At 35.5% G+C, this 13333-nt stretch carries 16 protein-coding genes; 14 read left to right on the forward strand and 2 right to left on the reverse strand.

The features are described from left to right. Positions 1-46 precede the first annotated feature (46 nt). The 6 genes from hisB to hisIE all read left to right on the forward strand — a co-directional run bounded on the left by hisB (position 47) and on the right by hisIE (position 4498). Positions 47-1180: a bifunctional histidinol-phosphatase/imidazoleglycerol-phosphate dehydratase HisB gene (gene hisB, locus ABD792_RS16210; protein WP_345007413.1), complete on the forward strand. Its 1134-nt coding sequence runs from the start codon at positions 47-49 to the stop codon at positions 1178-1180. Positions 1181-1228: 48 nt separating this feature from the next. Beyond that, positions 1229-1810, forward strand: coding sequence for an imidazole glycerol phosphate synthase subunit HisH (gene hisH, locus ABD792_RS16215; RefSeq protein ID WP_345007414.1), 582 nt, complete (start codon positions 1229-1231; stop codon positions 1808-1810). Between the two features lie 111 nt (positions 1811-1921). Beyond that, the gene (locus ABD792_RS16220; RefSeq protein ID WP_345007415.1) at positions 1922-2278 is read left to right on the forward strand and encodes a four helix bundle protein; all 357 of its coding nucleotides are present in this window, start codon (positions 1922-1924) and stop codon (positions 2276-2278) included. A gap of 58 nt (positions 2279-2336) precedes the next feature. Next, positions 2337-3071, forward strand: a complete 735-nt coding sequence (gene hisA, locus ABD792_RS16225) for a 1-(5-phosphoribosyl)-5-[(5-phosphoribosylamino)methylideneamino]imidazole-4-carboxamide isomerase (protein WP_345007416.1) — start codon at positions 2337-2339, stop codon at positions 3069-3071. A gap of 56 nt (positions 3072-3127) precedes the next feature. After that, positions 3128-3883 carry an imidazole glycerol phosphate synthase subunit HisF gene (gene hisF / locus ABD792_RS16230; protein WP_345007417.1) on the forward strand — a complete coding sequence of 252 codons (756 nt, stop codon included), beginning with the start codon at positions 3128-3130 and terminating at the stop codon, positions 3881-3883. A 21-nt stretch (positions 3884-3904) separates the two neighbouring features. Then, positions 3905-4498 carry a bifunctional phosphoribosyl-AMP cyclohydrolase/phosphoribosyl-ATP diphosphatase HisIE gene (gene hisIE, locus ABD792_RS16235; RefSeq protein ID WP_345007418.1) on the forward strand — a complete coding sequence of 198 codons (594 nt, stop codon included), beginning with the start codon at positions 3905-3907 and terminating at the stop codon, positions 4496-4498. 64 nt (positions 4499-4562) lie between these two features. Here hisIE and ABD792_RS16240 read toward each other — a convergent pair whose 3' ends face one another. Continuing rightward, positions 4563-4982, reverse strand: a complete 420-nt coding sequence (locus tag ABD792_RS16240) for a hypothetical protein (RefSeq protein WP_345007419.1) — start codon at positions 4980-4982, stop codon at positions 4563-4565. 97 nt (positions 4983-5079) lie between these two features. Here ABD792_RS16240 and ABD792_RS16245 point away from each other — a divergent pair, with 97 nt between their 5' ends. The 3 genes from ABD792_RS16245 to ABD792_RS16255 all read left to right on the forward strand — a co-directional run bounded on the left by ABD792_RS16245 (position 5080) and on the right by ABD792_RS16255 (position 7613). Then, complete coding sequence (locus ABD792_RS16245) at positions 5080-5856, forward strand: tRNA pseudouridine synthase A (RefSeq protein WP_345007420.1); 777 nt, start codon at positions 5080-5082, stop codon at positions 5854-5856. A 224-nt stretch (positions 5857-6080) separates the two neighbouring features. Continuing rightward, positions 6081-6896: an alpha/beta hydrolase gene (locus ABD792_RS16250; protein ID WP_345007421.1), complete on the forward strand. Its 816-nt coding sequence runs from the start codon at positions 6081-6083 to the stop codon at positions 6894-6896. A 39-nt stretch (positions 6897-6935) separates the two neighbouring features. Beyond that, positions 6936-7613, forward strand: coding sequence for a DUF2461 domain-containing protein (locus ABD792_RS16255; protein ID WP_345007422.1), 678 nt, complete (start codon positions 6936-6938; stop codon positions 7611-7613). 19 nt (positions 7614-7632) lie between these two features. On the opposite strand, the gene ABD792_RS16260 is transcribed toward ABD792_RS16255, so the two are convergent. After that, entirely contained in the window at positions 7633-8049 is a 417-nt protein-coding gene (locus ABD792_RS16260; protein WP_345007423.1) for a glyoxalase, read from the reverse strand. Between the two features lie 133 nt (positions 8050-8182). On the opposite strand from ABD792_RS16260, the gene ABD792_RS16265 reads away from it, so the two are divergent. The 5 genes from ABD792_RS16265 to ABD792_RS16285 all read left to right on the forward strand — a co-directional run bounded on the left by ABD792_RS16265 (position 8183) and on the right by ABD792_RS16285 (position 13313). Continuing rightward, complete coding sequence (locus tag ABD792_RS16265; protein ID WP_345007424.1) at positions 8183-9070, forward strand: DUF72 domain-containing protein; 888 nt, start codon at positions 8183-8185, stop codon at positions 9068-9070. A gap of 21 nt (positions 9071-9091) precedes the next feature. Then, positions 9092-9478 (forward strand): acyl-CoA thioesterase, encoded by a 387-nt coding sequence (locus tag ABD792_RS16270; protein ID WP_345007425.1) that lies wholly within the window; start codon positions 9092-9094, stop codon positions 9476-9478. Between the two features lie 230 nt (positions 9479-9708). Further along, on the forward strand, positions 9709-11103 hold the full coding sequence (gene leuC, locus ABD792_RS16275; RefSeq protein ID WP_345007426.1) for a 3-isopropylmalate dehydratase large subunit: 1395 nt from the start codon (positions 9709-9711) through the stop codon (positions 11101-11103). Positions 11104-11190: 87 nt separating this feature from the next. After that, complete coding sequence (leuD, locus tag ABD792_RS16280) at positions 11191-11787, forward strand: 3-isopropylmalate dehydratase small subunit (RefSeq protein ID WP_345007427.1); 597 nt, start codon at positions 11191-11193, stop codon at positions 11785-11787. Positions 11788-11789: 2 nt separating this feature from the next. Next, positions 11790-13313 (forward strand): alpha-isopropylmalate synthase regulatory domain-containing protein, encoded by a 1524-nt coding sequence (locus ABD792_RS16285; RefSeq protein WP_345007428.1) that lies wholly within the window; start codon positions 11790-11792, stop codon positions 13311-13313. Positions 13314-13333: the final 20 nt, after the last annotated feature.

Raw genomic sequence — 13333 nt, forward strand, 5'->3', positions numbered from 1 at the left:
GATTAAACAGATTCTGAAACAAGTTCAGGATAAATCACTACGTTATATGAAAAAAGTATTATTTATAGACCGGGACGGAACGATAATAAAAGAAACGGAAGACGAACAAATTGATTCTTTTGAAAAGCTTCAGTTTTATCCTAAGGTATTTCAATATTTAAGCAAGATAGCCAAAGAGCTGGATTATGAAATCGTTATGATAACCAATCAGGATGGATTGGGAACAGAAGTATTCCCTGAAGATACCTTTTGGCCTGTGCACAATTTTATTATCAAATGCTTTAAGGATGAAGGCATCGTATTTAAAGAACAATTTATAGATAAAACGTTTGCTAGGGAAAATGCCCCTACCAGAAAGCCCAATACGGGGTTACTAACCCAATATTTTTCTGAAGATTACGATTTAGAAAATTCTTTTGTTATAGGTGATAGACTTACGGACGTTGAATTAGCCAAAAATCTTGGAGCAAAAGGTATATTTATTAACGATAACACGAACTTGGGCACGGACGAAACGACTGTAAAACATGACGAATTGGAACCGTACATAGCCTTAGAAAGCAACGATTGGGAAAAGATATATGCTTTTTTAAAAGCTAAGGATCGTACCGGCGAAATTGTTAGAAACACAAATGAAACTAAAATAGCCATTAAGCTTAATTTGGATGGGACAGGAAACAGTAATATCCATACTGGATTGGCTTTTTTCGACCATATGCTTGACCAAATAGCGCGTCATGGCCAATTAGATTTAGATATAAAAGTAAACGGAGATCTGGAAGTAGACGAACACCATACGATTGAAGATACCGCTATTGCCTTAGGTGAATTATTTAATACCGTTTTAGGTAACAAATTAGGAATCGAACGTTATGGTTTTAGCTTGCCAATGGACGACTGTTTTGCACAGGCTGCCATTGATTTTGGAGGAAGAAACTGGTTAGTGTGGGAAGCCGACTTTAAACGAGAAATGATAGGAAAAATGCCTACCGAAATGTTTTACCATTTCTTTAAGTCCTTTACCGATGGAGCCAAATGTAATTTAAATATTAAAGCCGAAGGTACTAATGAGCACCACAAAATAGAAGCTATTTTTAAAGCCTTTGCCAAAGCCATTAAAATGGCTGTAAAACGCGATGTGGAAAAAATGATTTTACCATCAACGAAAGGTGTTTTATAAAAGAAAAAATAAAAATTTAAAGGGTACACTACCAATAATATTAGAAAATTGAAATTAGTAATTATAGATTACGGAGCTGGAAACATAAAAAGTATTCAGTTTGCTTTTAAAAGACTTGGAGTCAATGCGGTTTTGTCTAAAGATCCAGAAGAAATTGCTGAGGCAGATAAGGTTATATTTCCAGGAGTAGGAGAAGCTAGTAGCGCTATGGAAATGTTAAAAGAGACAGGCTTGGATACCTTAATCCCTAAGCTAAAACAACCTGTACTTGGAATTTGTTTAGGAATGCAACTGCTATGTGAATTTACTGAAGAAGGAAATACAAAGGGATTAGGTGTTTTTAAAACAGTTGTTAAACGCTTTGATAATCGTGTAAAAGTGCCCCAGATGGGATGGAATGTGATAAAAGATTTAAAATCCAGACTGTTTAAGGGAATCAAGGAAAAGGAATACATGTATTTAGTGCATAGTTATTATGCAGACCATTGTCCAGAAACGATTGCAACAACCGATTACGATATTAATTATGCTTCTGCTTTACAACACAAAAACTTTTATGGTGTGCAATTTCACCCAGAAAAGAGTAGCGTAGCAGGAGAAAGAATATTACAAAATTTTTTAGAATTATAGATTTAAGTACCATTTATGAAGTACAAAATACGATATATGAAGTTTGAAGTTTGATTATATATGCTACTTAAAAAAAACTAGCCCAAACTTTAAACTTTTAACAATATAAATATGAAAAACGAATTAATGAATAGAACAAAGCAATTTGCTTTAGATTGTTGGAGTTTTTGTTTTAGAGTTCCTAAATCTCGAGAGTACAATGCATTTGTGAATCAATTAATTCGGAGCTCAAGTTCAGTTGGTGCTAATTACAGAGCGTCTCAAAGAGCTAAATCAACAGCTGATTTTATAAATAAGTTAAAAATTGTTGAAGAAGAAGCTGACGAAAGTGTGTATTGGTTGGAAATTTTTAATGAAATCCTTCCGGAAAATTCAAAAGAAACAGATAAACTTATGAATGAAGGTAAAGAATTATTAGCTATTACAGTAGCTTCAATAAAAACAGCTAAACGAAATAATAAAAAGTAGTCGATATGTCACCTAACTTTGTACTTCTAATATTTAACTTATAAAATTTAATTTTTGAATGAGAATAATACCAGCCATAGATATCATAGACGGTAAATGTGTTCGCTTAACAAAAGGGGATTACGACACCAAAAAAGTTTATAACGAAAATCCATTAGAAGTTGCTAAGGCATTTGAAGATGCTGGTATAGAATACTTGCATTTGGTGGATCTTGACGGAGCCAAAGCACAGCATATCGTGAATTACAAAGTATTGGAGCAAATAGCCTCAAAAACAGCTTTAAAAATTGACTTTGGTGGTGGATTGAAAGCCAACGAAGATTTGCATATTGCTTTTAATTCTGGTGCGCGCCAAGTAACGGGCGGTAGTATTGCTGTTAAGAACCCGAATGTGTTTGAAGGTTGGATTGAAAAATATGGATCAGCGAAAATCATTTTGGGAGCAGATAGTGACCACGGTAAAATTTCTATAGGAGGTTGGACAGAGCAAAGTGAAGAAGACCTTATCCCGTTTATTAAATCATACCAAAGAAAAAGCATTCAATACGTTATCTGTACCGATATTTCCAAGGACGGCATGTTAGAAGGGCCTGCTATTGAATTGTATAAAGATATTATTGCCGCTTGTTCTAATAGTAGCAAGGGACAATCAATTAAGTTAATAGCGTCGGGAGGCATATCCTCCATAGATGAATTGCCTTTGCTTAAAGAAGCTGGATGTGAAGGTGTAATAATAGGCAAAGCTATTTATGAGGACAGAATCAGTTTAAAACAACTAGAAAAATTTGTGTAATTAAGTTTGAAGTTCAAGTATTAACGCTTCCAACTTCCAACTTCCAACTTTAAAGTATGTTAACAAAACGTATTATACCCTGTTTAGATATAAAGAATGGGCGAACCGTTAAAGGTGTTAATTTTGTAGACTTAAGAGATGCTGGTGATCCTGTCGAGCTAGCAAAGCAATACGCTGCTATAGGTGCAGACGAGTTGGTGTTCTTGGATATTTCTGCTACGATAGAAGAAAGGGCAACTACCCTTGACATGGTACTACATGTTGCCGAACAAGTTAATATTCCCTTTACCGTTGGTGGCGGCATTTCTTCGGTAGAAGATGTTGATGCACTCCTAAAATGTGGTGCCGATAAAGTATCTGTTAATTCCTCTGCAGTAAAGCGACCAGATCTGGTCAACGAATTAGCCGATAAATTTGGGAGCCAATGTGTTGTTGTAGCCATTGATGCCAAACAAATTAATGGAGAATGGAAAGTACACTTAGCAGGCGGTAGTATTCCAACAGATATCGATTTGTTCGAATGGGCCAAAGAAGTGGAACAACGTGGTGCCGGTGAAATATTATTTACCTCAATGGATCATGATGGTACCAAAAATGGATTTGCCAATATAGCATTAGCAAGATTGTCTGAAGAACTAAATATTCCCGTAATAGCTTCAGGAGGCGCTGGAAATGTACAACACTTTATAGATACATTTAAAATAGGTAAAGCCGATGCCGCATTGGCAGCTAGTGTGTTCCATTTTGGAGAAATTCCTATTCCAGATTTGAAAAAAGAATTAAACGATAATAATATAGAGGTGCGCCTTTAAGCATTATATAAAGATTGAATTATGGATATTAAATACAATAAAGAAGGTTTGGTTCCCGCAATCATTCAGGATGCAATAACTAAAAATGTTTTAATGTTAGGTTATATGAATGAAGAAGCTTACAACAAAACCATTGAAACCAAACAAGTCACTTTTTATAGTAGGAGCAAACAGCGTTTATGGACCAAAGGAGAAGAGAGTGGTAACTTTTTAAACCTGGTTGATATAAAAAATGATTGCGATAATGATACGCTATTGTTACAAGTAGAACCTGTCGGACCTACATGCCATAAAGGAACCGATACCTGTTGGGGAGAAAAAAACATGGCATCCTATGGATTCTTATCCAAATTGGAAAACGTTATTGAAGAACGTGTTGCTAATAAAGACACTAATAAATCGTACGTAGCAAGCTTGTTTGCTAAGGGGATTAATAAGGTAGCTCAAAAAGTAGGAGAGGAAGCTGTTGAAACGGTTATAGAAGCAATGGATAACAATGACGAACTATTTCTATATGAGTCCGCAGACTTACTGTTTCACTATTTAATGCTCCTGCAAGCAAAAGGATTTAGATTAAAAGATATTGAAGACGAATTAAAAGGCAGGCAAAAATAAAAACAGAGGCATTGTTTTGGTTAAACAACAATGCCTCATCAAAGTTTGGTTGGTTTATTTCAAGTTAATGTATCCATTTTTTAGTTTTAGAGTGCTTAGAAAACCAAACTAAGAATAAAGCAAAAACAATGATGGAAATGGTCATTCCTATGTTGTCTGTTATACCTTTGGAAAAAAAGTACCCCATTTGTATTACAACTGTTATAAAAGAGAGTACGAACAGCGGGTAGGCCCATCCTTTTCTAAGTAAAAGTCCAATGCTGGCAATTGTTGCCGAGAAAACGGCAATCGCAAAAGCAGCAGTAATCCAAGCAGGCGTACTGGAAGCTAACTCTAATTGTTCTGAAGTCATGGCAGCCTGCCATCGCTCCGTTTCATAAGCCTGACCTAAATATTGATCGACGCCCATAGCGTTCCAAAAAAGTGCAATAATGCTTACTACCCAAAACCAAATAGCAGGCTTATTCTCATTGTTTAAAGTCATAATTTGTTAGTTTTTAGTTAGTGAAAAACATTACAAATTATAAAATTTTTGTCACAATTAATAATTACCTTAATTTTCCGCCTCTTTAAAAAACATAATGAAGAAATATTTTTATGTCATTACCATTCAATATTTAGGATATCGTTTTCATGGTTGGCAAAAGCAGCCCGATGTAAAAACGCTGCATTTAATGATCGATAGAACATTAAACTTTATTCTTGATGGTAAACGCTTTAAAAGCCTAGGGGCAGGGAGGACAGACGCTATGGTTTCAGCTGAAAATGCTGCTTTCGAGTTGTTTGTATTTGAGCCTATCGAAGATTTGGACGCGTTTTTAGCTCTATTTAATCATAATTTACCTCAAGATATCCGTGCTACTGGTATCCGAGAAGTCGATGCTAAATTTAATATTATAAAGCATTCAAAAATCAAAGAGTATAACTATTTGTTCACTTATGGAGCAAAGTGTCATCCGTTTTGTGCACCCATAATGACTACTATTTTGGATGATTTGGATATAGAGTTAATGAAACAGGGAGCTAAATTATTTGAGGGGTCGCATAACTTTAAATCCTATTGCTTTCGGCCAACAGATAATGGTATTTATGATCGTGAAATTTTAACATGCGAACTGGTAGAAAATACAATTTATCAAGCTAATTACTTTCCTAAGCATAGTTATTTACTGCGTGTAAGAGGCAAAGGGTTTATGCGTAACCAAATCCGACTAATGATGGGGACGCTTATAGATTTGGGGAAAAACAAGCTAAGTATAGAAGATATTAAAAACAGTTTAAAACCTAATAGCTATGCGAGAATGGAATATATAGCACCAGCCTCTGGATTGATTTTAAAAGCCATCGATTTTGAGTAAAGTATCTTAGCGTATTTTAGTTCTATTATAAAATAGACACTATTTTTTAGATTACTATATTCCTTCCCGAAAAGGATTCAGGTGTAATAATGCTTTCTTATTAAAGCTATTTTATTATTACTTCATTATTATAATAATTGTCTATATTCGAATGAAATTAGCCAATGCTGTTGTTTCTTTTGTAATAATCCGCATATATTTAGATAATTGATGAAATTAAATTAATGAAAATTAAACTGCTCTTTTTAGTTGTTCTATACAATTGCTTTAGCCTGATGGCGTCTCAGGTTGATACCCTAACGGTTACGAGCCTATCAATGAATAAGGCCATAAAGAACGTTGTAATATTACCCGATAGTTACACTTTAAAGGAAGGTGAATTTCCTGTATTGTATTTATTGCATGGTGCCGGTGATGATTTTTCAAAATGGTTAACTACTGTGCCGCACATAAAAGACATTGCTGATACCTATAACATGATTATAGTGTGTCCAGATGGTGGTTATACCAGTTGGTATTTTGATAGTCCTGTTGACAGCTCAATGAAATATGAAACTTATGTTTACAAAGAGTTGATAAATGCCATAGACACAAAGTACAATACCATTAAAGAAAAGAGCGGTCGTGCTATAACCGGTTTGAGTATGGGAGGGCATGGTGCCTTATATCTGGCGTTTAGGCATCAGAACATATGGGGGGCTGCAGGAAGTATGAGTGGTGGTGTTGATATTCGTCCTTTTCCCAACAATTGGGATATCAGTAAGCGACTGGGTAAATATCCAGAGAATAAGGAGGGATGGGAGAATAATACGGTAATTAACCTTGTACATTTATTGGATGGCGATTTAAGTCTCATTATAGACTGTGGTTACGATGATTTCTTCTTTGATGTCAACAAGAAGCTGCATAAAAAACTACTTGAAAGAAACATTGCACACGATTTTATTGAACGTCCCGGTAAGCATAACTGGAAATATTGGACTAATGCTATTAAATATCAAATAATGTTCTTTAATGATTACTTCCGGAAGAATAACTAAATGTAACCTGTAAATAACATAACTCTAAAACCTTTTATCATGAGTACACAAGTTCCAAAAACAGCTTTAGACTTTTTTAAAAACCTTGAAAAGAATAATAACCGTGACTGGTTTAATGATCACAAAAAGGAATTTAAAACCATAGAAGCACAGGTAAAACAAGTTTATAATGTGGTTATGGAGCTGCTTAGAAAACATGATGATATTGATAAACTTAAGATGTTTAGGATCTATCGCGACGTACGCTTTTCAAAAAACAAACTTCCGTATAAAACGCATTTTGGAGGTGCTTTTCACCGTACTAAGCCCCAATTACGTGGCGGATATTATTTACACATTCAACCTAACAATGAAAGCTTTATAGCAACTGGGTTTTGGGAGCCAGCCAAAGAAGACCTGTTTCATATAAGAAAGGAATTTGAAATGGACGATCAGGAAATCCGAGACATTATTAACGAGCCACAATTTAAAAGCATTTGGGGTGATTTTGTAGGTGATGAAGTTAAAACAGCTCCTAAGGGTTTCAGTAAAGATCACAAAGCTATAGACTTGATAAAAAAGAAGCAATATATCTTTGTTAAGAAATTTACAGATAAAGAAGTTCTAGATGCCAACTTCATTACTAAAGTCGATGAGGCTTTCAAGGCCATACGTCCTTACTTTGATTATATGAGCGATGTCCTTACAACCGACTTAAACGGTGTGTCCCTTATTTAATTGTAAATTTAAAACAGGTTTAAACTACAGCCAAAAGCTCTGGCTTTTCCAAAAGCTGTATGTTGTCGATTAAACGTTCTTTAACAAGTTGCATCATACGCTTGTTAAGGGCAGAAGAATTTTGAATGTAAACCAAATACTCTTCAACTGTAAATTGTCCGATAACGATCCCTTTTAAGGAATTTCTGAATTTCATATCACGTTGAATGGCATTTTCAATGTAATCAATGCGTTTATCCAGTTTTAGTCCATAGAAAACAGATTTGTGCTTATTGGCATAATTTTTAAACACTTCTATCAAAAGGTCATTTTGAAGCTTGATAACAGGTCTTAAAACTTGATTTTGGAACCGTTCGTCAGAACTCATATTGTCGTTAATTGTGGCTTCAGGGACTTCCGGACGAATACTTTTTAGGTTAAGATGTCTTGTATTCATGATTAAGAGTTTTACTAAAATTAGAGATTATTGGTACGCATTGTAGGGAATCCCTCTTTTAATTATCAACGACCTTATTAACAATAACAATTTTCCTATCTTTAAATCCTCAAAAAAAAGAGCCTGTAACGACATGAAGTTTGGAAGTGTAGATAACCCCGAAATTATTGATTTTACCTTACCCCAAGATCATCCAAAAACGAAAACTGTTTTAAACAAGCATAAAGACGACAACATACCTGATGTATACATAGGTTGTGCCAAATGGAATCGGGCAGATCTCAAAGGATTCTATCCAAGGGGAACCAAAGATGAATTGGTGTACTATGCCTCACAATTCAATGCCATAGAACTAAACGCTACCTTTTACAGAATATTTCCGCCCGAACAATTTACAACTTGGTACAAGAAAACCCCAGAAGGATTTAAGTTTTTCCCTAAACTCAATCAGGAAATTAGTCATTGGAAGCGTTTGAACGGTATCAAGGAAGTGGTGGAGCATTATTTATATAGTGCGATCAATTTAAAGGAAAAACTAGGAACTATATTCTTGCAATTACATAATAATTTTTCACCTAAAGATTTTAATAGGGTCGTTCAATTTGTAGAGGCCTGGCCTAAAGAATTACCGTTAGCTATTGAGTTTAGGCATACCGATTGGTATAACGATTCATTGGTAGCCAAAGATTTATACCAACTGTTGGAACAAAACAATATTTCTAATGTTATAGTAGACACAGCCGGAAGACGTGATTTATTGCACATGCGTCTAACAAATGCAACAGCTTTTGTTCGTTATGTTGGGGCCAATCACCCAAGTGATTACATCCGTTTAGACGATTGGGTAACACGCTTAAAAACATGGAAGGAGGAAGGGATCAAAGAAGTCGATTTTTTTATACACCAAAATATAGAAAAAGAATCTCCATTATTATCCACCTATTTCATTAAAAAGATTAATGAACAATTAGGGTACACCTTAAAGATTCCTAATGAGCAGGCGCAACAGACATTACTTTAAATAAAATTAAAAATACACTACATGAGATTTCACACAAGGAAATGGGTTAAACCAGAAGATTTAAATCCAAACGGAACATTATTTGGCGGTCGTCTTTTAGAATGGATTGACGAAGAAGCAGCATTGTATACCATCATTCAATTGGAAAATCAGAAGGTCGTTACCAAATACATGAGCGAAATAGATTTTAGAGCTTCAGCAAGAGAAGGTGACATCATAGAAATTGGTATAGATGTTGTAAAATTTGGAACGGCATCGCTTACATTAAGCTGTGAGGTTAGAAATAAAATGACCAGAGAAACTATAATAACCATTTCAAATATTGTAATGGTTAACTTAGACAGCGACGGAAAGCCTAAACCACATGGGAAAACTCGCATAGAATATGTGGCTGACAGATTGGAATAAAGGCATAAACAGTCACTTTGAAAATTTTAAGTGATTTTAATGTTCTGTTGCATTTAATTCAATTTATATACCATCTATTGGTAATTTTATAAAAATTTAATACCAAAGCATCTTAAACATTTAAATAGCAACAATAAAATACAGTTTTTTATAAATTTGTTGCTCTTATAGCTTATGCAGCTTAATTTCAGTAGTTGTGTATAAGTTTTAATACAAAATTAAAGATATTTATGAGCAAAACATTGTTTGACAAAGTATGGGATTCCCATGTTGTAAGAAAGATTGAAGGTGGACCGGATGTGTTTTTTATAGACCGTCATTTCATTCATGAAGTAACGAGCCCTGTAGCCTTTTTAGGCTTAAAAAACAGAGGGTTAAAAGTGTTGTATCCAGAGCGTACCTTTGCGACAGCCGATCACAATACACCTACTATAAACCAGCATTTACCTGTTGAAGATCCCTTATCTGCAAATCAATTAAAAGCCTTAGAAGATAACTCTAAAGAGCACGGTATAAGTCATTGGGGGTTAGGGCATAAAAAAAATGGTATTGTACATGTTGTAGGACCAGAGAATGGTATTACATTCCCAGGTGCGACGATTGTTTGTGGAGACTCGCACACTTCTACACACGGAGCGTTTGGAGCCATAGCGTTTGGTATTGGAACTTCAGAAGTGGAAATGGTGTTGTCTACACAATGTATTATGCAGCCTAAGCCCAAAAAGATGCGTATTAATATTAATGGGCAATTAGGTAAAGGTGTAACCCCAAAAGATGTTGCCTTATATATCATATCTCAGTTAACAACATCGGGAGCAACAGGCTATTTTGTAGAGTATGCTGGCGATGTGTTTGAAAACATGACCATGGAAGGGCGTATGACCGTATGTAACTTGTCGATTGAGATGGGAGCACGTGGTGGTATGATCGCACCAGACGAAACAACTTTTGCATATTTAAAAGACAAGCCATTATCTCCTAAAGGAGAAGCTTGGGACGGGGCAGTAGCTCACTGGAAAACTCTGAAAACAGATGCAGGTGCTACGTTTGATAAAGAATTAACATTCAGTGCTAGTGATATTGAACCCATGATAACCTACGGAACTAATCCTGGAATGGGGATAGGTATATCTAAACATATCCCTAATGCTGAAGCCGTAGAGGGAGGCGTAGCTACCTATAAAAAATCTTTGGATTATATGGGATACAATGAAAATGATTCGATGATCGGTAAAAAGGTTGACTATGTGTTTTTAGGAAGCTGTACTAATGGCCGTATTGAAGATTTTCGTGCTTTTGCATCCATAGTGAAAGGAAAGAAAAAAGCAGATCATGTAACAGCTTGGCTGGTTCCAGGGTCGCATGAAGTAGAAGATAAGATTAAAGATGAGGGTATTTTGGATATTCTTACCGAGGCTGGCTTCTCTCTAAGACAACCAGGGTGTTCTGCCTGTCTGGCAATGAATGACGATAAAGTGCCAGCAGGAAAGTATGCTGTAAGTACTTCTAACAGAAACTTTGAAGGACGTCAAGGGCCAGGATCCAGAACCTTATTAGCAAGTCCGTTAGTAGCCGCTGCTGCAGCTGTTACCGGAGTTGTAACAGATCCAAGAACACTTTTGTAATTAAAAATTAAAAATGAATAGTTAAAAGTTAAAGAGGGCATTCAAAAGCTCTAAACTTTAAACTTTAAACTTTAAACTTTCAAAAAAATGGCTTACGATAAATTTAATGTATTAGCAAGTACAGCGGTTCCTTTACCTTTAGAGAATGTAGATACCGATCAAATTATACCAGCACGTTTCTTAAAAGCCACTAAGCGTGAAGGTTTTGGTGATAATTTATTTCGCGACTGGCGTTATAATGCAGACGATACACCTAAAGAAAACTTTGTATTAAATAACCCTACTTATAGCGGTAAAATACTGGTGGCAGGAAAGAACTTTGGTTCTGGATCTTCTAGAGAGCATGCTGCTTGGGCTGTATATGATTACGGATTCCGTTGTGTAGTGTCGAGTTTTTTTGCAGATATTTTTAGAAATAACTGTTTAAATATTGGTGTATTACCTGTACAGGTAAGTTCTGAGTTTTCAGAACAAATATTTAACGCTATCTACGACGATCCCAATACAGAAATAGTTGTAGATCTACCGAATCAAACCATAACTATTGCCGCTACTGGTGCACAAGAATCATTCGATATAAATAGTTATAAAAAGGAAAACATGCTAAATGGTTTCGATGATATAGACTATTTACAGAACATGAAAGGTGAAATAGAAACGTTTGCTAACGGTTTGTTGCTATAACAATGGCTACACACAGATTAGAAATAATGGATACGACATTACGCGATGGCGAACAAACATCGGGTGTGTCGTTTTCTGCTTCTGAAAAGTTAACAATTGCCAAACTCTTATTAGAAGAATTAAAGGTAGATCGTATAGAAATTGCATCAGCCAGAGTTTCAGAAGGAGAGTTTCAAGCTGTAAAGGATATTACCCAATGGGCTAATGAAAACGATTATATCGACGCTATTGAGGTACTAACTTTTGTTGATAATGGCATTTCATTAGATTGGATGATAGAGGCAGGAGCCAAGGTTCAAAATCTATTGACCAAGGGGTCATTAAACCATTTAACTTACCAGCTTAAAAAGACGCCAAATCAGCACTTTAATGAGATATCAGAAAACATTGAACTTGCTAACGAACGTGGTATTGCAACTAATATTTATCTCGAAGATTGGAGTAATGGTATGCGTAACTCCAGAGATTATGTCTTTGAGTTTTTAGAATTCTTGGCAACGCAGCCTGTTAAGCGTATTATGTTACCAGATACTTTGGGTATTTTAACACCAAAGGAATCTTATGATTTTATAAAAGAGATAAGAGATAAGTATCCTAAAGCACACTTTGATTTTCATGCGCACAACGATTATGATCTAGGCGTTGCTAATGTAATGGAAGCCGTAAAGGCTGGAGCTAACGGATTGCACCTAACTGTTAATGGTATGGGGGAAAGGGCCGGTAACGCTCCTATGGCCAGTACCATTGCTGTTATTAATGATTTTATGCCTGATATTGAAATAGGTGTAAATGAAAAAGTGTTGTATACTGTAAGTAAATTGGTTGAGAATTTCTCTGGTGTAATGATTCCGGCCAATAAGCCTGTTATTGGAGCCAATGTTTTTACACAGACGGCTGGTATTCATGCCGATGGCGATAATAAAAAGAATCTCTATTTCAGTGATTTGTTACCCGAACGTTTTGGAAGAACACGAAAGTATGCTTTGGGGAAATCGTCTGGAAAAGCCAACATCCAAAAGAATTTACAAGAATTAGGTTTGCAGTTAAATGATGACGATCTACGTAAAGTAACGCAGCGTATTATTGAGTTAGGAGACAAAAAGCAGGTAGTAACCAAGGAAGATCTACCCTATATTATTTCAGATGTATTAGATCGTTATACACAAGAAGACAAAGTAAAAGTAGAATCATATGTACTAACCCATTCTAAAGGTTTGCGACCTTCAACCACAGTAGCAATGATTATTGATGGTAAAACTTTTGAGGAAAACGCTCCCGGAGACGGGCAGTTTGATGCTTTTATGAATGCTATACGTCGTATTTTCAAGAAGAAAAACTTAGTGCTTCCAGAACTTATCGACTATGCGGTTCGAATCCCACCAGGAAGTCATTCTGATGCTTTATGTGAAACAATAATAACATGGAAAGACCAGGACAAAGAATTTAAAACCCGTGGCTTGGATTCCGATCAAACTGTTTCGGCAATCAAAGCAACCGAAAAAATGCTAAACATATTTATTAATTAAGAGAACACAAAATTATATAA

Origin of the sequence: Snuella lapsa, assembly GCF_039539345.1 — a bacterium.
GTDB classification, from domain to species: Bacteria; Bacteroidota; Bacteroidia; order Flavobacteriales; family Flavobacteriaceae; genus Snuella; species Snuella lapsa.

What these genes read in the sequence shown, in the direction of transcription:
- hisB (WP_345007413.1), top strand. Translation starts at nt 47, where the DNA reads ATGAAAAAAGTATTATTTATAGACCGGGACGGAACGATAATAAAAGAA.
- ABD792_RS16220 (WP_345007415.1), top strand. Translation starts at nt 1,922, where the DNA reads ATGAAAAACGAATTAATGAATAGAACAAAGCAATTTGCTTTAGATTGT.
- hisA (WP_345007416.1), top strand. Translation starts at nt 2,337, where the DNA reads ATGAGAATAATACCAGCCATAGATATCATAGACGGTAAATGTGTTCGC.
- hisF (WP_345007417.1), top strand. Translation starts at nt 3,128, where the DNA reads ATGTTAACAAAACGTATTATACCCTGTTTAGATATAAAGAATGGGCGA.
- hisIE (WP_345007418.1), top strand. Translation starts at nt 3,905, where the DNA reads ATGGATATTAAATACAATAAAGAAGGTTTGGTTCCCGCAATCATTCAG.
- ABD792_RS16240 (WP_345007419.1), bottom strand. Translation starts at nt 4,982, where the DNA reads ATGACTTTAAACAATGAGAATAAGCCTGCTATTTGGTTTTGGGTAGTA.
- ABD792_RS16245 (WP_345007420.1), top strand. Translation starts at nt 5,080, where the DNA reads ATGAAGAAATATTTTTATGTCATTACCATTCAATATTTAGGATATCGT.
- ABD792_RS16250 (WP_345007421.1), top strand. Translation starts at nt 6,081, where the DNA reads ATGAAAATTAAACTGCTCTTTTTAGTTGTTCTATACAATTGCTTTAGC.
- ABD792_RS16255 (WP_345007422.1), top strand. Translation starts at nt 6,936, where the DNA reads ATGAGTACACAAGTTCCAAAAACAGCTTTAGACTTTTTTAAAAACCTT.
- ABD792_RS16260 (WP_345007423.1), bottom strand. Translation starts at nt 8,049, where the DNA reads ATGAATACAAGACATCTTAACCTAAAAAGTATTCGTCCGGAAGTCCCT.
- ABD792_RS16265 (WP_345007424.1), top strand. Translation starts at nt 8,183, where the DNA reads ATGAAGTTTGGAAGTGTAGATAACCCCGAAATTATTGATTTTACCTTA.
- ABD792_RS16270 (WP_345007425.1), top strand. Translation starts at nt 9,092, where the DNA reads ATGAGATTTCACACAAGGAAATGGGTTAAACCAGAAGATTTAAATCCA.
- leuC (WP_345007426.1), top strand. Translation starts at nt 9,709, where the DNA reads ATGAGCAAAACATTGTTTGACAAAGTATGGGATTCCCATGTTGTAAGA.
- leuD (WP_345007427.1), top strand. Translation starts at nt 11,191, where the DNA reads ATGGCTTACGATAAATTTAATGTATTAGCAAGTACAGCGGTTCCTTTA.
- ABD792_RS16285 (WP_345007428.1), top strand. Translation starts at nt 11,790, where the DNA reads ATGGCTACACACAGATTAGAAATAATGGATACGACATTACGCGATGGC.